9 protein-coding genes are annotated in these 17,381 nt (G+C 44.0%); 6 read left to right on the forward strand and 3 right to left on the reverse strand.

Annotated elements, in window-relative coordinates; translation table 11 throughout:
* Positions 1–17 precede the first annotated feature (17 nt).
* The 3 genes from ACERC6_RS07810 to ACERC6_RS07820 all read left to right on the forward strand — a co-directional run bounded on the left by ACERC6_RS07810 (position 18) and on the right by ACERC6_RS07820 (position 7,564).
* Positions 18–2,939, forward strand: a complete 2,922-nt coding sequence (locus tag ACERC6_RS07810; protein ID WP_373628462.1) for a transferrin-binding protein-like solute binding protein — start codon at positions 18–20, stop codon at positions 2,937–2,939.
* A gap of 30 nt (positions 2,940–2,969) precedes the next feature.
* Positions 2,970–5,789 carry a lactoferrin/transferrin family TonB-dependent receptor gene (locus ACERC6_RS07815; protein ID WP_373628463.1) on the forward strand — a complete coding sequence of 940 codons (2,820 nt, stop codon included), beginning with the start codon at positions 2,970–2,972 and terminating at the stop codon, positions 5,787–5,789.
* Between the two features lie 347 nt (positions 5,790–6,136).
* Positions 6,137–7,564, forward strand: a complete 1,428-nt coding sequence (locus ACERC6_RS07820; RefSeq protein ID WP_373628464.1) for a surface lipoprotein assembly modifier — start codon at positions 6,137–6,139, stop codon at positions 7,562–7,564.
* 84 nt (positions 7,565–7,648) lie between these two features.
* Here the strand turns inward: ACERC6_RS07820 and ACERC6_RS07825 are convergent, their stop codons facing one another.
* A complete protein-coding gene (locus ACERC6_RS07825) occupies positions 7,649–9,148 on the reverse strand; it encodes a leucyl aminopeptidase (RefSeq protein ID WP_373628523.1) in 1,500 nt (499 codons plus the stop codon).
* Between the two features lie 278 nt (positions 9,149–9,426).
* Between ACERC6_RS07825 and lptF the strand changes: the two genes are divergently transcribed.
* A complete protein-coding gene (gene lptF / locus ACERC6_RS07830) occupies positions 9,427–10,641 on the forward strand; it encodes an LPS export ABC transporter permease LptF (RefSeq protein WP_373628465.1) in 1,215 nt (404 codons plus the stop codon).
* On the forward strand, positions 10,638–11,726 hold the full coding sequence (gene lptG / locus ACERC6_RS07835) for an LPS export ABC transporter permease LptG (RefSeq protein WP_284673725.1): 1,089 nt from the start codon (positions 10,638–10,640) through the stop codon (positions 11,724–11,726). Before lptF ends, lptG begins: the two co-directional genes overlap by 4 nt.
* Before the next feature lie 171 nt (positions 11,727–11,897).
* On the opposite strand, the gene ompR is transcribed toward lptG, so the two are convergent.
* Positions 11,898–12,632 (reverse strand): two-component system response regulator OmpR, encoded by a 735-nt coding sequence (gene ompR, locus ACERC6_RS07840; RefSeq protein ID WP_373628466.1) that lies wholly within the window; start codon positions 12,630–12,632, stop codon positions 11,898–11,900.
* Positions 12,633–12,926: 294 nt separating this feature from the next.
* Between ompR and ACERC6_RS07845 the strand changes: the two genes are divergently transcribed.
* Entirely contained in the window at positions 12,927–15,293 is a 2,367-nt protein-coding gene (locus ACERC6_RS07845) for a helix-hairpin-helix domain-containing protein (protein WP_373628467.1), read from the forward strand.
* A 121-nt stretch (positions 15,294–15,414) separates the two neighbouring features.
* Here ACERC6_RS07845 and gltA read toward each other — a convergent pair whose 3' ends face one another.
* Positions 15,415–16,692, reverse strand: a complete 1,278-nt coding sequence (gene gltA, locus ACERC6_RS07850) for a citrate synthase (RefSeq protein WP_284673728.1) — start codon at positions 16,690–16,692, stop codon at positions 15,415–15,417.
* Between the last annotated feature and the right edge of the window lie 689 nt (positions 16,693–17,381).

The following is a 17,381-nucleotide window of genomic DNA, read 5'->3' on the forward strand; positions in this document are numbered from 1 at the left end:
ATTGCTTGGAGCTTGATATGTCTGACCCAACTTATACGCTAAAATTTACCCCATTACCTTTGGTGCTTGCCATCAGTACAGCCTTATTAACTGCCTGTGGCGGTGGCAGTTTTGGCAATCCTAATCATATTGAATCGGGCATTAACCCACTGGTCGCACCTAAGTCTGACAAAACCCCAGATGCGTCAGACAAGAAAGAAGTTGAGAAATTATCGCCTGAAAAGACACTGATTCAACCCACAGTGGGCAGTGTCGCAGCCATTCCAAAACGAAATGTGTACTCTGATGCCGAAAAGGGAGAAGAAGAGCGAAAAGCCATTGGTGTCGCTGACATCAGCGGTGCAGATGCTGACACCATCAAAGCACTCAAAGAGAAGCTGGCTAAGCAGTACCCTAATAAAAAAATCTATGAGAATACTAAGACTAATAAAAATTATAAGTTTGTCAAGGCTGGTTGGTTATTCTCTGAATTTTATGCCACAGATCTTAATGCAGAAACAACAGACAAGCCAAACACCAGATACCACATCGGTGATGGCTATGTCTATTATTATGGCGAACAGCCAACCATGGGCTTTGCTAAAGGCAAGGCGAAATATACAGGACATTGGGATTTTTCAACCGATGCCAAAAGAGTGCGACTTACAAAGACAAATAGTGGTGATGGCAAAAAGGCAGAATTTATTGGCGGTGGTTCTGCATATGGCATGGATGGAAAGTTTGGCGACCATCTTGGTGCCACCAGTTTTGCTGAGACCTATCCTTCAGAACATTCACCGAGAGAGGGTCATCATAAAGCAGAATTTGAGGCAGATTTTGATAACAAAAAACTTACAGGCAAGCTAAGCACTCAAAAGAAAGATGCTACTGATCAGAAGAAAGAAGCTTATTATGTGGAGAGATACAGTATTGATGCCACCATCAAAGGCAACCGCTTTACTGGTAGTGCGACTGTACCACAAGGTCAAAAGGACGATAATCTTACCTTGTTTAATAAAGATGCGACCAATCGCTTAGAAGGTGGCTTCTATGGGGATAAGGCTCAAGAACTGGCAGGTAAATTCTTAACCGATGATAATTCGGTGTTTGGGGTATTTGCTGCCAAGCAAACAGGCGATGCTGAGGAGCTTGCCAAGCACTATGATTCACTGTATGTGGATATTACCAAAGACGAAAAATTCAACCCAAGAAAGGTAAGTAGTATCAATGACTTGCTTGTCTTGGGTGATATCAGTCAGCTTGTGGTTAATTCGCAGGTCATTGATTTATTACCACAACAAGGTGGTAAGAAAGTCTCACAAAAAACGGTTGCACTGCCCACAGGTCAAAAAGCGGTCATCACTAACTTTGGCACATTAGATGGCGTGCTAAATGTCGGTCATATCGCCAAGACAGGAATAAGCAACCAAAAAACACTGTCTCAGGTCATCGAAGAGAACAAAGCACAGACAGAAGAAAGAAAAAAAGCACTGGAAGAGAAAATCGCCGCTGCTAAACAAAAAGCCAAAGAGCAGTTTATGGATAAAGTAGAGAGCTTAAAAGATGAATTGCGTAATATTTTGAATGAATATATTTTGGCGGAAGAAGAGGGGCTAGAGAAAGAAGCTTTGAGCAAAACCATCTTGAAGCAGGTATTCTCAGTATATGGCAAGCAAGACGAGTCACGAGAAAAGCAAGTTGTGAATTTGTTGGGCGAGCTGGCTAAAAGCAGTGGTTTGAACGAAGACGACGAGAGCGAAGAAGGTGGGTTGGATAATGGATTGAGTGATGATGCATTGGAGGCTAGTCAAGAAAAAATTGATGACAGTATTGAGAAAATCATCGCCATCTTTGGGCAGAGTGAACAATCAGATCCAAATTATGAAAAAAACTGGAAGCAACTGCTTGACAAATCGGATAAAGAAGTCCTAGCTTTGGCAGAGACCGACAAAAAGAATGCAGATGATTATAGTCCTGGTGCGATTCGACTCGCACAAGACCAGTTGCGTGCTAAGATTCACCAAGATCAACAGGAGTTGAGCGACATATTGAGTGAGCATCATGCATTTGCTTTGTTAGAGGATACTGATGCTTCGGAAGCACAAGACATACCTGCTCGCATCAAAGCTAAGATTCTAACTTATTATAGTAATACTCACCATACTAGCATTGAAGAGAAAATTAAGACTTTTATAGATGCTATTGATAAAAAAGTCAAAGTAGCAAAAGAAGAGTTGGCAAAGGCAAATGGGGTTGAAGCTCAGAAACAGCAAATCTTGAAAAAACTCGAGCATGATATTGAGGATTCACAAAAAGCACTGGTTGGGCTGATTGCGTCAGGTGATAAGGCTAATGTTGATAATAAGGATAATCTGATGGTTTATCTGCTCAAGATACCACAGGTAAGAGACATGACCATTGATGATTCGCTAAATGGTTTTTATGTTCTAGGTGAGCAGACAGTAGCCAGTGAGATTCCGAAGACAGGGCAGGCTCAGTATCAAGGTGCGTGGTATGGCAGAATCCATAATAATCGCAGTTGGAGCGTTACACCAGCTGAGAGTAAGGCGAAGTTTGATGTGAACTTTAATGACAAAACATTAACAGGAAGTCTGACGGAGAAGAGTTCTAGCGATCCAACCTTCACCATTAACGCTAAGATTGAGGGCAATACCTTCTCTGGTACGGCAATCGCCAATGAAAAAGGTATTTATGTAGATAAATATCTTGATATTGCAGGGGGCGTGATTAAACAAAATCCAGTGCTGAGTGATAATTTACAAGGCAGTTTTTATGGTAAAGATGCTAAGCATTTAGCAGGTGGTTTTTCTTTTGATGGCGTATTAACCAAATATGATGGTACGAACACTTCTGAAGATGCAATAGATACTTTAGAAACTGTGATTGGTGGCGGTGTGTTCTATGGCACCCAAGACGATAAAAAGAAAGTAACCCAATAGCAATCATCAAATAAAGATAAGAGGAAAAACATGAAAACTGTTAATTGTCGTTTGACTCATCTGAGTTTGGCGGTGTGTGCGGTGTTGTTCGGCGGCATCACACCGGCAATCGCTGATGATGATAAGAAAAATGAACACACCAATGTGAATGTGAACACGCCAAACATCGTGCTAGATGAGATTGCTGCGGTCATTAAAAAACGCCCAACCAAAAGAAGCGAAGAGGTAACAGGGCTTGGTAAGACGGTCAAGACCGCAGAAGAAATCAGCGAAAAACAAATCCTATCGATTCGTGATCTGGTACGAGACACCCCTGGCGTGGCTGTTGTTGAACAGGGTCGTGGAGCCAGTTCTGGATACACCGTGCGAGGCATGGATAAAAACCGTGTGGCGGTTACGGTAGATGGTCTAAACCAAGCACAGTCTTATTTGGTACAAAAACGGCAGGACGATGATGGTCGTGAAGGCAGTGGTGCGATTAACGAGATTGAGCTTGAGAATGTCAGTGCGGTGCAAATCAGCCAAGGGGCGAGCGGTACAGAATCTGGTAGTGGTGCACTAGGTGGTGCGGTGAGTTTTCGTACCAAAAGTGTCGATGATGTGCTAGATGGCGACCAAAAGTTCACTACTTTTTATAAAGGGGCGTATGCCAACCGTGATAAGCAAATCATGCACTCGGTAGGTGCTGCCTTTCGTAGCGACAAAGTAGATGCACTGGTGCAATACACCGACCGCACCAAAGATTCGGTGCAACCACACAAAGACATTCTTAAAACCCGGTATCGTGTCTGGCGTTGGGCAAGCACGCCTGAGGATTTTAAAAACGGTGGCATTGAATTTGATAAATACAAATTCGTCATTGCTGAGGAATGTGCAGACTATCAAAATAACATCGATGGCTGCCAAGCCAAACCAACCGTCTCTAGTAAGCCAGTCTCAGAGGACATGAGTGCCAAAGACTACACCGGTAAAAGCCGTGTGATGGGTGATCCGATGGACTATGAGTCGGGGTCTTATTTGGCAAAATTTGGCTATAACATCACCGATGGTCAAAGATTAGAAGCCATCTATGAAAACACCAAACAGCAGTACGATACCAGAGACATGACTAAAGAGGCGTATCATTTGGTGGACCACCCAAATCTCAAAGGCGGTCCATTAAACGCCAGTGCGAACAGTAAAAAAGTCTATACAGGTCAAAACTATCATGAAGGCTTTGTCAAAGCAGACTTCATAGGGGCTCAATATGCTCAAGCCAGATTCATCAATGAGCGACACAACAAGACTCGTTGGGGTCTAGACTATCAGCTTAAAGGTGGTGATGTTCTGGGCGTGTTTGATGAGGCAAACATCAGCTTTGACCGTCAGTCGGTCAATATTGACAACTTTGCCATCACGAAAGCCTGCTCGGTTTATCCAAATGTGGACAAAGATTGCAAGCCAAGTCCTGATAAGCCAAATTCTAGTGAATCGACCAACCGTACGACTTACAATGAATTGCACAATTTGATTCGTGCTAATTTTGCCAAAAGTTGGCATGGCGAAAAAATCACGCACAATATCCAAGGCGGTGTCGGTTTTGATAAATTCAAATCGACTCGTGGCATTAGTGATTTGCATACCAGAAGATACCTGCAAAACTTCAAATTCCTAGCTGATAAAAAGAACAAAGACGGCGAATTTATCCAAGTGTGGTCAGCGGACAAACCCACACTAGACCACCTTGATATCTGCCGAGACATGCCAGAGAGACTGGGTGAGGCTCGCAAATGTGGCGACAGTGTCATCACAGGTTATAATGCCTATGCTAGCTTAAAAGACACGATTCACTTTGGTGAGCACACTGACTTAAGTATTGGACTACGCCATGATAAGCACAAGTTCAACACTGATGATGACTGGACCGGTACTGGCAAATACAGTAATACTTCTTGGAATGTTGGCTTGGCGTTTAGACCGACTGACCGTATCGAACTGCTGTATCGCATCTCATCAGGCTATCGTGTCCCAAGTTTCAAAGAGCTGTTCGGCTATCGCCTAGATGGGCAAACCAAAGAACAAACAAAAACGCCACCATTTGATAGAATTTTCCGTCATGAGGTAACCAATGTGCGTCCAGAGAAAGCCTTGAACCAAGAGATTGGGGTGGTATTTGGTGGTAATTTGGGTAATTTAGAGGTCAGCTACTTTGACAACCGTTATGAGGATTTGATTGACCTAACGCTCAAAAGTTTCCCTGGTGCGACACCACTGCTGCCGAGCAACAACATTTGGGCATATCGTAACTACCAAGATGTGCATTTAAATGGCTTTACGCTGGGCGGTAAGCTGTATTTTGATGCGTTGTCGGACAAACTGCCATCAGGATTGACAGGACGATTGGCTTATCTAAGAACCAATGTCAAATCTAACAAGCTAAAAGATGTGTTTGTTAATGCAGATGGATATTTCTTAGATACCATCACGCCCACCCGTTATGTCTTGGGTCTAGATTATGCTGCTGATAGTGATAAGTGGGGCGTGGGAGCAACTTGGACCTTTACAGGTGCTAAAAATGAGGACGAGCTAAAAACAAAAGCTGTCGTCCCAAGTGGAGAAAGTTATGAGCGACGGGCAACGAACGCTCGTAGTGGCAAATGGCAGACGCTAGATTTATCGGCGTTCTACCGCCCCAACCAGTATATTACTGTGCGTGGTAGCATTCAAAACGCATTGAACCATCGCTATAGCACTTGGGAATCGTTGCGTCAGACTTCTATCACTTCTGGCAATGCACACGAGCAAGGCTCATTCAATCAGTATGCCGCCCCTGGTCGCAACTTTGTTGTATCGCTAGAGATGAAATACTAATCGCTGTAGAGCTTAGGCTTAATTCATCGTATCAGAGATTAAGCCTAAACAATAAGGCTCATACGCTTATGATATGACCTATGTACGCCCACCATATCATCAATACGATACTAAAGTGGGCGTATTTTTTTTGTGGCATAAGACGATGGGTGTTAGATGTATTTTATTGTTCATGGTTACTGCTAATCAAGATTGAACCATCAATATAATTTTGCCAATGCGTAAGTTTACTGTTGGTTGTAGACTAAGTCTATTAGGTGGCTTTAGCGTTATTTGCTTTTAGGTAATATCAGATAAAAATGTGAGAAACTGTCATGTGTATAAAATTTGTTGGAAAAAAAACATCTGTGAAGGTGTTATCAGGTTTGATGCTGTCATTGATGATGCAGGCTCATGCCAGTCAGATTGACGAGCAAAGCCAAGATGACAGAAGGCGACAATCTGCCGATCAGCCTTTTGTTCTGCCTGCCGTACCTGCCGATCCAGAGTTGCCTATCGCCAACCCAAAAACGCAGGCGATGATGGTTGATGAACGAGCATTGTTAGAGCAATCAGAGCTATTAGCAAGAGCGATGCTGTCAGCATTGGTATATCATCAGGCTGATGGCGTAGAGGTGCTATTGCCCATCTATGAAGCACAGCCGAAAACGCTGATAGAAGCACCAATGATTATCTGGGCGAGAGCGACCTTAGCAACCAAGAAGCAAGACCATCGGACGGCCACTGCCTTATATCAAGAGCTTGTTAAGGACTATCCTGATAACCAACTTTTTAAAGCACGACTGGTTCAAAGCCTAGTTGCCCATCGTCAGTATAAAGAAGCACACGACATCATCACGACCGACCCCATCTTAGCGGTGCAGATGGCACCTTATGTTAGGGCGATTGATGAGATGGGCAAAACAAACATTCGTATCGGAGGCAATCTGATTATTGATAAAAACATCAATAATGCACCTAGGAGCCGTGATTTGGGTGGTGGTTGGACCGCAAACGAACCCATCTCGGCACATGGCTTGGCGTCAAATGTTGGTATCTCCAAGCGATTCTTGCTAGAGCAGGGTGTATCAATCACGCCAGAGCTTGGTGTTCGCAGTAAGTTATACCGTGATGCCAAGCAGTATAATGAAGTTGCAGTACGCTCATCTTTTGGGATTGGTCTGCGTGATGATAAAGGTGGTCTTAGCATCTCACCTTTTCATGAAATCACTTATTATGCGGGGGGAGGTAAGGATAATCACAAGCTGACGCATTTTTCTGATAGTCTGGGTGTGCGTGTTAGGGCTGATAAGATGCTTGATAATGGTGGGCAATTCTCAACCCAAGCAGAAATTGCCAAAAATCGCTATCAGACTCGTAAGCATCTAGATGGGCATAGTGCGAGCATTTCTCCTAGTTTTAGCAAGCGATACGCCGCTTTGGGTAATGCTTGGCTTAGTGTGGGGGCGGATTTTAACTATGTCAAAACCAAAGATAAAGATGATTCGTACCGCAGGTTTGGGCTGACAGGTGGACTCACCAAGCAGTGGCAAGATGTCGGCATGAGTGCCAATGTCAGCTATGCCAAAAGACGCTATCTAGCACCCATGCCTATTTTTAAGCAAACGCAGGTCAATGATGAATATGGTGCTGGGGTCAGCCTTTGGCATGATAAGTTAAAATACAAGAACTTTATGCCACGCCTAACTTGGCAATACCAAAAAACTGACAGTAGTATCGCCTTGTATCGCCATGACAAGAACCGAGTGTTTGTTGAAATCACAGGCAGTTTTTAGATGGTTGATGACTGTTTTTGTCAAAAATAAAACGCCCACATGAGGCGTTTTATTTATTTAGCTTGTTTGTTCAACACTCATCAATCAGCTGACTTGTGATTTTAGGTATTGCATCAACATTGGCACAGGACGACCTGTCGCCCCTTTATTGCTACCGCTAATCCATGCAGTACCTGCGATGTCAAGGTGTGCCCACGCTTGACCTTCTTTGATGAAATGCTTCAAAAAACACGCTGCGGTGATAGAGCCACCTTCACGACTGCCGATGTTTTGTAAGTCGGCGAACTTTGATTTTAGTTGGGCGGCATAACCATCATCTAGTGGCATTTGCCAAATTAGGTCGCCTGCGTATTCGCCTGCTGACTCTAGGGCAAATAGCGTGTCTTCGTCATTACTAAATACGCCTGAACGCACGCCACCTAGTGCGATGACGCACGCACCTGTCAAGGTGGCAGCATCAATGATGGTGCGTGGCTCATAGTTGTCTTGGACATAGCACAGAGCATCGCACAGTACCAGACGACCTTCGGCATCGGTGTTTAGGATTTCAACACTGGTGCCGTTCATTGCAGTAACGATGTCGCCTGGGCGAGTGGCAGTGCCTGATGGCATATTCTCAGCACAAGCAAGTACGGTAACAATATCAAGTTCAAGACCTGCTTCACACACAGCTTTGGTTGTGCCTAACATGGCGGCTGCACCACCCATGTCAAACTTCATCTCATCCATGCCTGCACCTGGTTTTAGTGAGATACCACCTGTATCAAAGGTAATGCCTTTGCCCACTAGGGCGATAGGATTGGATAGTTTGGATTTTTTGTTCTTTTTGGTTTTGCCAAAGTATTCGATGATGACCAATTTGCCTTCTTCAGCAGAGCCTTGTGAAACAGCCATGAAACAGCCCATGCCCAGTTTGGCGATTTCTTTTTCACCTAAAACGGTAACTTCAACTTTATCGCTGTATTCTTTGGCAAGTTTTTTGGCTTCTTTGGCGATGGCACTTGGGGTTAGGAGATTGGGTGCTTCATTTGCCACATCACGAGCAAGGCTTTGACCGATAAAAGTCGCTTGAGCGTACTCAAGAGCGGCTTTGTAGTCTCTTTCGCTGTCTTTGTTGTTAATGAAGTTGATGGCGGTCAGTTGGTCGGCATCGGCTTTTTGGCTCAAGTGGCGGTCAAAGCGATAACCGGCATTTAGAATGCTCAGCACAAACTGTGTGAAGTGCTTTTGGCAGATTGTATCGCCCCAGATGATGGCGGCGGATTTTTGGTTTTTAATGGCTTTGTAGGTTGCGTCCCCTACCTTTTGAATGTTGGTTGCCAACTTGTCAAGTTTGCCCACGCCGATAATGGTAATGCCGGCACGGTCGCTGTCTAGGGCATAATCACTGACGCTATCGCCCAGTGTTGCTTTAAAGCCAGACTTTGCGATTAAGGCTTTGGCGTGTTCTGTATGTTCGCTGTTGTGATTACCCAGTATTACCCCTTCGCTGTCAGCGAAAAATACCAGTTGCGGTAGTGGGTTGGTTTTGGTGGGTTTTTTTAGGGTGAGTTTTGGATTGACTTGTAGTGTTATTGACATGATGTATCCTTGTTTGATGCCGTTTGTAGTTTAAAGGGGCTGTCAAGCTGATGGAGCAATTAGCATGACAAACGCCCTAGTTTAGCACATTTAACATACATTATGGAATGATATTCATAAAATAATATTCATCAAACAAGGTGTGCATGACATGATGGGTGGTATGAAATAAATCGTTGCGTTTTTATGGCTAAAAATAACAAAATCACGGTACAATCACGCCTTTTTGGTGTGGTTTTTTGCTATAATAACAGGTTATTTTATCTAGATTGGATAATGCTGTGATTCTACGCCGCTACATGATACGAGAAGTTGCTACGACCACCGCCTTAGTTTTGGGGTTTTTGGTGGTGATGCTTTTGGGTGGGCGATTGATTCGTTATTTTGGAATGGCAGCAGAAGGCGGTCTAGATGTTGGTGTATTGTTTGCCTTGATTGGCTATAACTTGCCATATTTTTTGGAGTTGATTTTTCCGCTGTCGTTTTTTATTGGACTTATGCTTGTTTTTGGGCGACTTTATGCTGACCATGAGATGGCGGTCTTCAATGCCAGTGGTATCAGTCGTGGACAAGTGGCAAGATTGCTGATGCCTTTGGTGGTGATTGTATTTTTTGCCCAAAGTGCCATCACCATTTGGGGTAAGCCGTGGGGTGTAGCAAAAGCGACCAACATTTGGCAAGAGCAATCCGCCCTAGAGGTGTTTGATCTCATCACACCAAAAAAATTCATCAGTAGCGGTGATTACCATCTGTATGTGGGCGATGTTGGCAAAAATAGAGAATATCTAAAAGATGTCATCGTCATTCAGATGGCAAGCAATCAAAAAATAGATGCCACAGCATTTGGCGACATCAGTCGTCAAGATACCAAGACCGCCGCCAAAGCTGAAGTAGCCGTTCAGCAGATTCCAACCAAATTATTAAGCGAAAAAGACAGTATTATCTTTGCCAAATCTGCCACGCAGGTGGCAAGCGATGATGGTGTGGTGCGACTAGACTTACATCAAGGGCGACGCTATGAAGTTGACGCAACCAGCAAAAAATACAGCCAAGTTGGTTTTGAACGCTATCGCATCAGTCTATCAGCGAGCAAGACTGACGACCTAAAATCAATGAAAATTGAAGGTTGGAGTACGCCAGAACTGCTCGCCAATTTAAACAAAAACATCTCAAATCCAAGCGATAGCCAAATCCATGCTGAGCTTGGCTATCGTCTGAGTTTGCCTTGGCTTATCATCATCGCTGTCATGTTAGCACCATCTTTGGCACAGGTGCGACCACGACAGGGGCGGTGGTTGAAGTTGATTCCTGCCATTTTTATTTTTGTGGTCAATGTACTCATTATCATTTCCCTAAAAGAGAGTATTGCCAAAGGCAAGATGGGCGGTTGGGCATATCCTGCGGTGCTTGCGGTACTGTTTTTGATTGCCTTATATATCAATTATCATGAACGCACCATGACACGACTGCGTCTAGGGCGGAGAATTCGCACATGAAGTCTTATATCTTGGCACGCTATGTGATTTATGCCGCCTTATTTGCGATGTTAGGGGCGGTGATTGGGCTATGGCTGTTGCAGATGGTTTTTGCCTACTTGGGGGAGCTTGAGAATCTGAGTGATACTTATACGGTCAAAGACGCATTGACTTTTATTTTGTATCGCTCGCCATATTTTTTGGTGCAGTTCATTCCGACTGGTGCATTGCTGGGGGCGGTGATTGGGCTTGGGCTACTGGCGGGCAATAGTGAGCTGGTGAGTATGCAGGCAGCAGGTGTGAGTAAATATCGCATCATTGGTTGGGCGATGTTACCTGCAAGTATCTTTGTGGTGATTTCGTTGGCGGTGAATCAGTTTGTTCTGCCCATCACCAACCAAAAAGCCGACACCATTACGACACACAACACCCAAGATAGGCTTGTTTCTATCAATGGTTATTGGTCGGTCAGTGAGCATGATACAGGGCAAGATATCGTCTATATTAGTTATGCTGACAGCGAAGGTAAACTGGGCGAGATCAAGCGATACACATTGGATAATAATAGCAATCTGACCGTTGCCATGCGGGCAGTATCAGGCAGTTATGATGGGCAATCAGACACTCGTTATAATTGGACCATGAATGATGTTGATGTGGTGAATATCCAACAAAGTGGCGTCAAACAGCGTCATGACAGTAAAAGACAGCTAACGCTTCCTATCGCTCCGACTGATGTGCATCTGCTGACTCGTGAGCCTGAAGATATGTCATTGACGGACCTATATGCCCACAGACAGCTGATGAATCATCAAGGCATATCATCTGCTCGTCATGAGCTAAAATTTTGGCAAAAACTGTTCTCGCCATTTGCGGTGCTATCTTTGGTATTGGTGGCATCGTCATTTGTTTTTGGTTCACTACGCTCGCACGGTTTGGGGCTTCGTATCGTTGTGTCGTTATTGACAGGACTGTTATTTAGCTATTTGACCGACTTGACAGGTTTTATCGCCTTAGCCACCAAATTTTCACCTTTTATTATGGCACTATTACCCATCATCATTAGTACGGCAGTGGGGATATATCTTTTACAAAAACGCCAGTAGATGGCTTGGTTGGATTAGCATGGCGTGCCTAAAAAATCAGTGCCTTTATCTTTTGTTTAATCTGTCTTTTTGCTTAAACTGAGTGGTTTTTTAAGAAAGTTTTGACGGATGTATTGATTTGATAAATAAAAGAAGAGCAGGTAATCCTGCTCTTCTTTTATTTGCTGTGTCTTAACCTTCTACTCCATCTGGAACGAATACATAACCTACGCCCCATACGGTCTGAATATAGCGAGCTTGCGATGGATTGTCTTCAATCAAGCGACGCAGGCGAGATACTTGCACATCAATAGAACGCTCCATAGCTCCCCATTCACGACCACGAGCCAAATTCATGAGTTTATCACGAGTCAAAGGCTCTCTTGGGTGCTGTACTAGGGCTTTTAGGACGCTAAATTCACCTGTGGTTAGGGTAACGACATTGCCATCACGCTTTAAGGTGCGAGTAGATAAATCTAATGCCCAAGGACCAAATTCTACGACTTCTACCTGTTGGCTAGGTGCACCAGGCAGTTCTCGGTTTTGTCGGCGTAGTACAGCCTTGATACGAGCCAGTAGCTCTTTTGGGTTAAATGGCTTGGGCAGATAATCATCTGCACCTGATTCTAGTCCTGCGATACGGTCAGTGTCAGAGCCTTTGGCGGTGAGCATGATGATGGGTATGTCTGAATTTTCGGCACGCAGACGCTTACAGATACTGATGCCATCTTCGTCAGGCAACATTAAATCAAGTACGATGAGCGAGAAAATCTCACGAGAGATGAGTTTGTCCATCTGCTTGCCATCGTGTGCCACACGCACCACAAAACCGTCATCTTCTAAGAAACGCTGAAGCAGTGTACGCAAGCGAACATCATCATCAACAACCAAGATGCGATGAGCGATATTTTCGTTCAATTCTGTCATGTCTTATCCTTAGGGTGTGTGAATTTGCGATTGTTGTATTTAGTGTACAACATCACACAAAAAAATGTAACAAGTTTTTGGAGACTTTATTAAATTTTTGACAAAAAATTGACACCAACAACTCATCATGCCATACCCAAGCCATAAACAAAGCAATCTTGGCAAACAATCACAAGTTTCGCCAGATATGATGAGACGGTAAACGAAGTTGGATTTTGTGCTTTTTGGAGTGCTATGGCAATGATACTGTGATAAAATAGGGGTATTTTTAGGTTTATTTTAAAGAATTTGCTTATGACAAACTCGGTTTTAACTTTTATCAATCATCAAGCCATCTATGACCAGCTCGCCAAAGAACATGGTATTAAGGCGACTCAAGTGGCGGCATTTGCCCAGTTGTTCGATGATGGTGCAAGCGTACCTTTCATTGCTCGTTATCGTAAAGAGCAGACAGGTGGTTTAGATGATGCGGTACTGCGTTTGCTAGAAAAAGGCTTGGCGACCGAGCGAGATTTGGCGGAGCGACGCCTAAAAATCATTGCTCTGTTGACCGCACAGAACGCCCTAAGCGATGAGCTGACCGCACGCATTGAGACGGCAAGCACGAAACTTGAGCTTGAAGAGATTTATCAGCCGTATCGCCCCCGTCGTCGTTCGGTGGCATCTCGTGCCAGATTGGCTGGACTTGAGACGGTTGCACACGATATCCTAGCAGGCAAAAATCCTGCAGAAGCCCTGACTGGTTTTAGCTGTCCTGATACTTTGACTGATGAGACAGGTGAGACTTTTGAGGCAGATTTTAAGGATTTGGACAAGCAGTTGGCAGGTGTGCAGGCGATTATCCTAGATGCTTGGGCGCAGGATTTAGATTTGCTCGATGCGGTGCGTTTAGGTTTTAATAAGACTGCCAGCATTCGCTCAGAGCTTATTGATGAAGATAAACGAGAGGTAGGCGAGAAGTTCAAAGACTACTTTGAGCATAGTGAGCCATTTGCTAAGCTGTCTAATCATCGTTTGCTTGCTATGTTGCGTGGTCGCCAAAAAAATGTACTGGTGTTGCATGTTGATGGCGAAGATGAGCCGTTTGTTGAGCAAATCAAAAAACACTTTAATATCAATGAGACAGCGGATAATGGTGTCTTTTTGGCACAGACGGCAGAGAAGTTGTGGCATGTCAAGTGGCGAGCTCAGATTGAGCATCGTTTGCTGACAGAACGCCGTGTGTCGGCTGAGACAGATGCCATTGATGTCTTTGCTGAGAATCTAAAGCATCTGCTCATGACCGCCCCTGCTGGTCGCAAGGTCATCTTGGGTGTGGATCCAGGCATTCGTCATGGAGTAAAAATGGCAGTCATCGATGCCACAGGCGATGTGCTAGCAACCGAAACGGTGTATCCGTTCGAACCTTATAATAAAGTTGATGAAGCAAAAGATAAGATTGCCAAACTCATCAAAGAGCATGGCGTGGCATTGGTTGCCATCGGTAACGGCACTGCCAGTCGTGAAAGTGAAATGCTGATTAAAGAAGTGATTGGACAACAGCAACTAAACGCCACTGCATTGGTCATCTCAGAGGCAGGGGCGTCGGTGTATTCAGCGAGCGAACTGGCGTCTGCTGAATTGCCAAATCTAGATGTGTCGGTGCGTGGGGCAGTATCGATTGCCCGCCGTCTACAAGACCCCTTGTCCGAGCTGGTCAAGGTAGAACCAAAAGCCATCGGTGTGGGGCAGTATCAGCACGATGTCAACCAAGCCGAGCTTGAGTCCAGTCTTGATAAAGTTACTGAGGACTGTGTGAACGCAGTGGGTGTAGATGTCAATACGGCAAGCCCTGCCATCTTGGCACACATTGCAGGCTTAAACAAAAATGTCGCTCAGCAGATTGTTGATTATCGCCGTGCTAATGGTGCATTTAAAAACCGTGGTGAACTAAAAGCCGTGCCACGCTTAGGGGCAAAAACCTTTGAACAAGCGGCAGGTTTCTTACGCATTAAAGATGGCAATGAGCCGTTAGATGCCACAGGTGTGCATCCTGAGAGCTATGGACTGGTGTATGAAATTTTGCGTAAGGCGGACAAATCACTCTCAGAAGTACTGGGTAATGAGACGCTTGCCAAGTCGCTAAACGACAGCAGTGATAATTTTAGTCAGCTTGCCACTGTGTTAAATGAGCTTGCCAAACCTGCACACGACCCACGAGGCGAGTTTAAGACTGCCAAGTTTCGTGATGATGTCAGTTCCATCAAAGATTTATCTGTTGGTATGATATTAGAGGGCGTGGTAACCAATGTTACCGCTTTTGGTTGCTTTGTGGATGTGGGCGTACATCAAGATGGGTTGGTGCATATCTCAGAGTTATCCGATGAGTTCGTAGAAAACCCTGCTTCTGTCGTCAAGCCTCAAGACATCGTGAGTGTGCGTGTGATTTCGGTAGATGAAGCTCGTGGGCGTATCGGCTTTAGCATGAAATCAAAGAGCGAACAAGCCAATGATGATAAGAGCGACAAAGAGAACAAAAACAAGGATAAACCCAATAAAGAGCGTGCAGATAAGCCAAAATCTGGTCGCAAATCCACCAAGTCAGATAAATCTGCTAAAACTCAAGAGAGAGCCGATAAAATGGGTAGTTTTGGGGCATTACTAAAACAAGCAGGATTATAAACTAAATGTTTTAAAATAAACCATCTTAGGGTGGTTTATTTTTTTATCCCACCAATGTTAATCCAAAACTTTATGATTGACCAAAAAAATCCCCCAAGTGGGGGATTTTTTGTACGCAAAATTATTTGCGGTCTTCAATCTTAACAAAAGAACGGTGGGTCTCACCAGTATAACGCTGGCGTGGACGACCGATTTTGAAGGCTTCTGAGTGCATCTCTGTCCAGTGTGCAATCCAACCTGCGGTACGAGCCAGAGCAAAGATTACAGTGAACATTGAGGTTGGGATACCAATCGCTTTTAGAATGATACCAGAATAGAAGTCCACATTCGGATATAGCTTACGCTCGATGAAGTATGGGTCAGATAGAGCGATTTTTTCTAGTTCCATCGCTAACTGTAGTTTTGGATCATTAACACCAAGTGCACCCAATACCGCATCACAAGTTTCTTTCATGACTTTGGCACGAGGGTCAAAGTTCTTATAAACACGGTGACCAAAGCCCATTAGCTTGGCTTCTTTGGTTTTAACTTTTTCCATGAATGGAGCGACATTCTCGATGCTACCAATCTCATCTAGCATGGTAAGAACGGCTTCGTTTGCACCGCCGTGTGATGGTCCCCACAAGGCTGCGATACCAGAAGCGATACACGCATAAGGGTTGGCACCTGTTGAGCCTGCCAGACGCACAGTAGAAGTTGATGCGTTTTGTTCGTGGTCGGCATGCAAGGTGAAAATTTTGTCCATTGCGTCAACCAATACAGGATTTGGACGATAATTCACATCACCTGGAGTGGCGAACATCATGTATAGGAAGTTTTCGGCATAGCTGAAGTCTTTTCTTGGATACAAAAATGGCTCGCCAATAGAATATTTGTAGCTCATTGCTGCTAAGGTTGGTACTTTTGCAATCAAATCTACCGCAGTCTCATCACGATGCTTGACATCAGAGATATCTAGGTGATTGTGATAGAATGCAGACAATGCACCAACCACGCCAATCATAATCGCCATTGGGTGAGCATCACGGCGGAAACCTTCAAAAAACTTACGCAGTTGGTCATGTACCGCCATCTTGCTAGAGACGCGTGCATAAAACTCGTCTTTTTGCTCGGCGTTTGGTAGGTCGCCGTATAGTAGGGCGTAGCATACTTCTAGATAATCAGCGTTGTCTGCTAGTTCATCAATGGCATAGCCACGGTGTAGCAACTCACCTTTATCGCCATCAATGTAGGTCAGCTTAGATTCAACTGGGGCAGTCGCCATGAAGCCTGGGTCATAAGTCCAAAAACCTGCTTTATTGACCGCACTGATGTCTAAGACAGGGCGACCTAATGTTGTCTCCAATACTGGCATCTCATATTCTGTGCCATCTACAATTAATTTTACTTGCTTTGACATAATAAACCTCTTTGGTTGTTAGCGTCCATTCTGCATCATACTAGATGAGAGATGACGAGTTGAATCGCATCTTCGTTAATTCGTTTAATCGCAAGATGCGACATCCTTGTTGAGCTTTTTTGTGCATATCTTCTCAAAATACACACCAAACTGGTGTGATGATACAAAAACTTTGCACAACTTACAAGCCCCCATCAGAAAATTTTGCTTGTTTGGCTTGTGCATGAAGCACAATTTCGTTGTGATATTTGGTGCTTGATGGGTATTTGATGATGATTAAAACTGGATAAACTTTAAGAATAACAAAATAACCATGCTAGTTAAATCAAAGCTAATGACATCTACAGTTTATCTCCATGATTTTAGGGGTAATTCATCGCTTTGACAAGCGTTTTTATCCTTTGGACATTATTTGTAACAATATTGTATGGACGAATTGCATGGGCGAATGATACGACCCGCCACACAATTTGTGATCAAGATAGACATCTCTACTAAGACCACCTAAATTTCATGGCAAAAGCTCAGATAGCAACAATCTTAAGCAGATTTGGCTGTGATATTGCGATTGTTTTTTATTAGTTACAAAAAATTGCTACATTTTTGATAAAAAGGGCTAAATTTATTTGTAAAATTTTATCAAGCGTTTTATAATTCCGATATTTACCAACCTACTTTTATAAATGATA

The sequence above is a fragment of the Moraxella sp. E33BD genome, assembly GCF_041807865.1.
GTDB lineage: Bacteria > Pseudomonadota > Gammaproteobacteria > Pseudomonadales > Moraxellaceae > Moraxella > Moraxella haemolytica.